General features: G+C 33.3%; 4 protein-coding genes. 1 reads left to right on the forward strand and 3 read right to left on the reverse strand.

The genetic code is table 11. The features are described 5' to 3' along the window. The 3 genes from P2G10_RS12570 to P2G10_RS12580 form a co-directional block, all read right to left on the reverse strand. A partial coding sequence (locus P2G10_RS12570) for a choice-of-anchor L domain-containing protein (protein ID WP_275316946.1) occupies positions 1–3594 on the reverse strand: 3594 nt, incomplete at its 3' end. A 497-nt stretch (positions 3595–4091) separates the two neighbouring features. Next, positions 4092–5228 carry a cysteine desulfurase family protein gene (locus P2G10_RS12575; protein WP_275316947.1) on the reverse strand — a complete coding sequence of 379 codons (1137 nt, stop codon included), beginning with the start codon at positions 5226–5228 and terminating at the stop codon, positions 4092–4094. A 9-nt stretch (positions 5229–5237) separates the two neighbouring features. After that, on the reverse strand, positions 5238–5786 hold the full coding sequence (locus P2G10_RS12580; RefSeq protein ID WP_275316948.1) for a Smr/MutS family protein: 549 nt from the start codon (positions 5784–5786) through the stop codon (positions 5238–5240). Between the two features lie 81 nt (positions 5787–5867). Between P2G10_RS12580 and P2G10_RS12585 the strand changes: the two genes are divergently transcribed. Further along, positions 5868–6509 (forward strand): low molecular weight phosphatase family protein, encoded by a 642-nt coding sequence (locus tag P2G10_RS12585; protein WP_275316949.1) that lies wholly within the window; start codon positions 5868–5870, stop codon positions 6507–6509. Positions 6510–6658: the final 149 nt, after the last annotated feature.

Here is a 6658-nt window from a genome sequence, read left to right on the forward strand (position 1 = left end):
TGTGTTTGCACAAGTAAGCTCTGGTGCATCTCCACTTACTGTTACTGTTGGTGCTAAAACATCTTCTGTTATCTCAACTGTATCTGCTACACTTGAGCATCCGTTGTCTGCATCGGTTACTACTAATTCATACGTTCCCGCTGCACTTACAACTGGCGTTGCTGTAGTTGCTCCACTATCAATTGTTCCATCTGATGTGGTCCATGCATAACTTAATGAAGCATCTACATTTGTTGATGTTCCTGATCCATTTAATGTTAACGTAGTCGTTGTACAAGTTAACTCTGCCGTAGTTCCTGCTTCTGCTGTTGGCAAATCATTGTCTACTATTACCGTTACATCATCTGTATCTGCACAACCTGTTGCAGTTTCTGTAATTGTTAATGTATATGTAGTCGTTGTACTAACTGTTGATGTTGGATTTGAGATCGTAGCATCATCTAATCCTGTTGCTGGTGACCATGAATACGTAAAACCTGCTGCCATAGCTGACCCTATCTGAACACTTGTAGTGGTACACGTAATAGTTCCGTCTGTTCCTGCATCTGCCGTTGGCAAAGCATTTACAGTTAATACAGCCTCTGATTCTTCAAAACAACTATTATTAGGGTGAGATATTTCTACTTTATATGTATTACCAGATAATGCTGGAGTAACATTTGCTAAAGTTAATGTGGCATTAGTTTCAGATGGTATTAAGACCTCGTTTTCATACCAAGTGTAAATCAAATTTCCATCATCTGATGTTGTTAGAGTAGGATTATATCCTGTAATTAAATCTCCAGAGGCAGCTACCGTAAAGCTAGCCGACTCATTTTCACAAACTTCAACATCTGTTAAAGCCGTTTGTACCGATAAAAGTACACCTGCTGTTACCCTTGTATTATTCCCTATATAACCTCCTTGTCCAGTTACTAAACCATTACCGTCAAATGTTACAGGGCTTGTACCTAAAATACCATCACCATCTGGATCTGTATGACCTGCTTCTACAGCATCGAAACAACCATCATTATCTGAATCTAAATCTAAGTAATCTGGTGTGCCATCGTTGTCTGTATCTAACACACAAGATGAATTATAAAAAGGTAAATTCTGTTTAGTTATGGAAGGCCCCTCATATTGCACACTTAAAAACTGTCCTCCTCCATTTTCATAAAAAAGAACTTCAAGATCATAATTACCCGCACTAAGAGTTATCTGGCCACTTCGTTCTCGAATACCATGATCCCCGTCATTTTCAACTACTTCAGTACCATCAATAAATAGCTTAGAACCATCATCTGAACGAGTATAGAACGTATATAATCCTGGTGTCTGTATTGTTATAACTCCTTTATATCTAATACTAAATGTTTCTCCATCACCTGGAGTATGCAATTGATATAAAGCAACTACATTAAAGTCCGAAACAGTTCCGGTGGCATCTGCTCCAGTAGTAGGAATATTATCTACAGTAAAACCATTAGGAACTAAATCATAAAATTCATATTGCAACTCACTCGCCCCTACACAACTATTTTCATTGACATCTAAAATACCATCATTATCATCATCATCATCACAAGTATTATCTACGCCATCACCATCAGAATCAATTCCACTAGCAAAAGGGCAACTACAAGAAGTTACATTCACATTTTGAAAATCACCTGTATTATTTAAACCTGTAGCTGTATTTGGAACTCCATTATTATCTACATCATTTGAAGGAAATTGATAATTAGTTGTTTGATTGGTAGTTGTACCTCCCTCTAAAGCATCACTACAGCCATCGTTATCTGAATCCGTATCTAAACGGTCAGGAACTCCGGTTGCATCCGTATTAATATCTACACAATTATTTAACTCCGTAAAAGAAGCGTAAGTAATTGACTCGACACCTAATATATTATTAGTACCTAATTGAGCTCCAATTCGAGTGAAACGTATGTAACGTGATGACGATTTTAATGTATAGTTAAAGTATTCTGGTGTATTATTGTTATTGAATTTATGAATTTTACCATTTAAATAAGAAACATTATCACTTGACTCTTGCACAACCACCTGAACATCATCTACATCGCTAGAACCTCCACGTATTTGTAAAATAGAACCTGCGGGATTTTTTTGACCTAAATCAAGCACTAATTCACTTTCTGAATTAACTAACCTTGCGTATCCAACATTAGCTGTTCCTAGAGCTTCATTGGGTAAATTTACATTAACGACTTTAGTCACAGCAGAAGCATTACCTGCCGCTACAGTTACAGCAACACAATTATTTTGTTCATCTATATCTAAAATACCATCATTGTCATCATCTAAATCATCCCTATCTGAAACACCATCTTTATCCGAATCTAGTAGAATTGTAACAGTAACGGTTGCCTCGTCACATAAACCATCAACTCCACAAACCTCATACTTCAACTTATAAACCCCTGGTAAAACCTCAGGACTAACGAGTACTTGACCTGTTGAAGTATCTAATGAAATACCAGGGCTCTCTGAAGATACTTGTTTTAAAGATAAAGTTGATGAAATTTCAGGATTCATTGAATTAGCTGCCGAATCATTTAAAAGTACATTATCAACAGCAACTGTATTCACCGAACCTACAGCTTCTCCATTATCGTCGTTAGCATTAATTGTAGGTATACCTCCTACCTTTGAAATAAATACTCCTGAGTCATAACTCCTATCAATAACATCTGCTATTGCAATTTTAATCTTATAAGTAACTCCTGGCTTTAAGTTTATATTAGCAACAAACTTTTTTGTTAAACCATTAAACTCTACGTTAACAATACCATTCCCTGTTGAGTTATTTTGAGTACTTGCATCTCCATTATGTCCATTGTTAATATAAAACGAAGCATTTGTCAAGTTTGCTGTTCCAACTGTTCCTGCCACACCTCTAACCCCCGAATTCACATTATTAATAGAAACAAAATCTGTGGTACCAGGAACAAAAGCTACATTTAATGCTTCATCCTCCTCAACTTGATATATTCCATCATCATTTGTATCTCCGTCAGGAATTTCAGAATCTCCACGACTTGGGTCAGAAATAAAAAAACCAAATACATCATTATAACTTGAACCTACATAGTCAGGATATTCTTCAGAACCAAACTGATACTCTAAAAGAACACCAGTATAATCAGGTAATACCTCAAAATCAAATTCAAAAATAACCACATCATTATTAGCTCGGGTATTTAAACGAAGTAAATCAAGATCATCATGTGTATCATTTTGCACAAAAGAAGAGGATGCTGTTCTATTGTTTTTATTTATCAAGACATCATTATTCGGATTACGAAAAACACTATCTACATTCGACGTTGTAAATGCTACACCTTCTTCTATCTCTAAATTAGCTCCTGAAACCCCATTAGAAAAGGAAGCAATTTGCTTACCTCCACTTTTAACGATTCTAGGATTTGTAATTTTTACTCCGGGCGACTGTAAGCTCGCTGCTATTTCAGCAGCATTAGGATTTGGAGTATAATCTATTAACTGACCGAAAGAGTTAATTGCAAACAAAAAGAAAAAAAGTAACAAGAAGTTTACTTTTTGAAGGGCTAAAGGGGTAGTTTTATTCATAAAAAACACTTTAATTGCTACTATATTTTCTTAGGTATTTTACAGCCTTATATTATACATACGATAAAAGCTAGCGATTGGTTTTACAAAAGCTATCTTTTCTATTTCTTACTTTTAAATTGTTTGTATTACTTAAAAAACAGGGCGTTTTTATTCATGAAAGTGCTCCCTCTTTAAAAGCTACAACACAATGAGTAACATATTTTTAACAATGTTTATTATAGAGGGAATAAAATAAACAATCACGTTAAAAATACTATTTTATTACTTTGAAATAGTTTTTATTTACAGCTCACAAAAGTACTAAAAAAAATGTTTTTATAAAGGTATTATTACTACTTTCAATACTTTATAATTATAAATTATTTTTTTCTATAAACTTAAACTATACTAAAAGGATCATTTAAATCGACTCTAAAGAATTTATTTAAAAAAACCAACACAATACACGTATTAATCCTACGAAGCGAATAAATCGCTTTATTTTAATACAAATCTTAATTAATCGTTTTTAAAAGAATATTTACTAAAAAATCTATCTCTTTTTTGGTATTTAACTTACTTAAAGAAACACGAAGCGATGTTTTTTCAGCATCTTCATCATTTAAAAAACTTTGCAACACATGCGAACCTTTATTACTCCCGCTTTGACAAGCACTTCCACTAGAAACTGCAATACCTTTTAAATCTAAATCAAATAATAACATATTTTTACGAATAGGCAATCGCAAGCTCGTTATTAAATAACTACTATTATTTACATCAGCAGACAAACCATTAAAAGAGATATTAGTATTCTTATTTATTAATTCAGCAATTAAGTATTTTTTTAGATTTAGAATATACTCTTTATCCTGTTCTAGATTTGTATATGCTACTTCCAACGCCTTTTCCATTCCTAAAATAGCGTGTACGTTTTCAGTGCTAGATCTTACCCCTTTTTCTTGCTCACCACCATATAACATTGGCTGTACTGCTATTCCTTTTTTAATATACACAAACCCCACCCCTTTTGGACCATGAAATTTATGCGCACTTGCTACTATAAAATCGATCGGTATTTTTTGCAAATCTATTTGATAATGCCCTATCGCCTGTACGGTATCTGAATGAAAATAAGCTTGATAGGTTTTACATAAAGCCACAACCTCATCAATTGGTAATATATTTCCGATTTCATTATTTATATACATTAAACTTACCAATGTTTTTTCATCACCTTGCTTTAAAAGCTTTTCTAAGCTATCTAATACAACCGCTCCGTTTTCATCTAACTCCACGAAGTCCACTTTCACCCCATACTGTTTTTGCAAATAGGCAACCGTGCGTAAAACTGCATGATGCTCTATTTTAGAGGTAATAATTCTTGTTACCCCTAAATTTACGACTGCATTTTGCAAAATTAAATTATCTGCTTCGGTACCACCTGCCGTAAAAACAATTTCTCTTGCAGCTACATTAAAGTGCTTTGCTATATTTTTTCTTGCTGTTTCTACTGCTGCTTTTGCCTTTCTACCAAACTGATGTGTAGACGAAGGATTTCCAAAATTTTGCAACATTGCTTGTTGCATTACCTCAATAACTTCGGGTAACATTGGTGTTGTTGCTGCATTATCTAAATAAACAGATTCCATAAAATATTCTTAATTTGAATTTTGATAAATATAAACCTCAGTAGCTCCTTGTCCGTATTTTTGGTAAGAGGCATCGTAATATTTTACTTCATAATTATTTAGTAAATAATACAATTCGCTTTTTAACACCCCTTCTCCCACTCCATGAATTAACACTAATTTAGAGATGCTTTTAGCCATGCAATATTCTAATTTATGTTTAGCTGTTTGCAATTGTAAAGAAAGCACATCGTAATTATCCATACCACGTGTAGATTTTACTAATTTACTTGCATGCAAATCGACTTCCATCACCACTTCGTTTTTATCTTTTACGAATATTGATTTTTTCTTTTTAGGCGCCTGCTGAATCTTCTCTTTTAAAAAACTATTATTTATGTTAACGTGCCTGCTTAACTCATTTTGATCTGTATGAATTTTAACCAACTCATTCTCAAAAAAGGAATACTCCATACCATCGACATCCTTAACAAAAAACATATTATTTTCTTTTTTTGTTATGAATCCTCTAATATCGGCATCTAAAACCGCCACTTTATTACCTATTTCTAAACACATTCTTAACCTTTACTTAATTCAACAATAGTCTTTTACAGCGTATTTTTGCAGTATAATACCTTACAAAAGAACTGTAAAAAAATGATAAACACTAAAAATATTAGCACAAAAACATTCTTTGAAGAAGCTAACAAAGATATAACAATTAGTAATGAGCGTAAAGAGCTACTTACCAATATTGCGCTATTAATTAGTAATGAGTATCAGGAAAGAGAAAAGATAAATTTAAATTTTATCTGCACACACAACTCTAGAAGGAGTCAGTTTGCACAAGTTTGGAGTTTTTTTGCTATTGAATATTTTAATTTAAAAAATATTTACACGTATTCTGGCGGAACAGAAACCACTGCTTTTCATAGAAATACGGTAAAAAGCTTACAAAAAACTGGTTTTAACTTTAATATTCTCGACTTTTCTCATCAAAACCCAAGGTATTTAATCTCTTTTGAAGGAACTAAAAAATCAATCATAGGTTTCTCTAAAACCTTTGATCATTCTCACAATAGCTATCCGTACATCGCAATTACAACTTGCGATAGTGCCGATGAAAACTGTCCGTTTATTGCCGATGCCATTGCGAGGTTTCACTTACCTTATTCAGACCCTAAAAAGGCAGATACTACTGATTTAGTTTCAGAAACCTATTTAAATACGAGCAAACAAATAGCTGGAGAGCTTTTTTATATTTTTGAAAGCGTTAAAAACAACATCGACCCCGTATAAATCTATTTGCAAAAAACCAACCACTCTCTCTAAGATTGATGCGATGCTGAAATAAATTCAGTATAACGTAGAATGATGACATCTATATAAACTGCGATGTAGTTTCGGAAAACTATTTATAAAAACAGTATTAACTCTTTTCTTACTTG

The organism is Tenacibaculum bernardetii, from assembly GCF_029125915.1.
In the GTDB taxonomy this organism is placed as follows: domain Bacteria; phylum Bacteroidota; class Bacteroidia; order Flavobacteriales; family Flavobacteriaceae; genus Polaribacter; species Polaribacter bernardetii.

Bases quoted from the DNA above. Each gene is read 5' to 3' on its own strand.
- P2G10_RS12580 (WP_275316948.1), bottom strand. From the start codon at position 5,786: ATGTGTTTAGAAATAGGTAATAAAGTGGCGGTTTTAGATGCCGATATT.
- P2G10_RS12575 (WP_275316947.1), bottom strand. From the start codon at position 5,228: ATGGAATCTGTTTATTTAGATAATGCAGCAACAACACCAATGTTACCC.
- P2G10_RS12585 (WP_275316949.1), top strand. From the start codon at position 5,868: ATGATAAACACTAAAAATATTAGCACAAAAACATTCTTTGAAGAAGCT.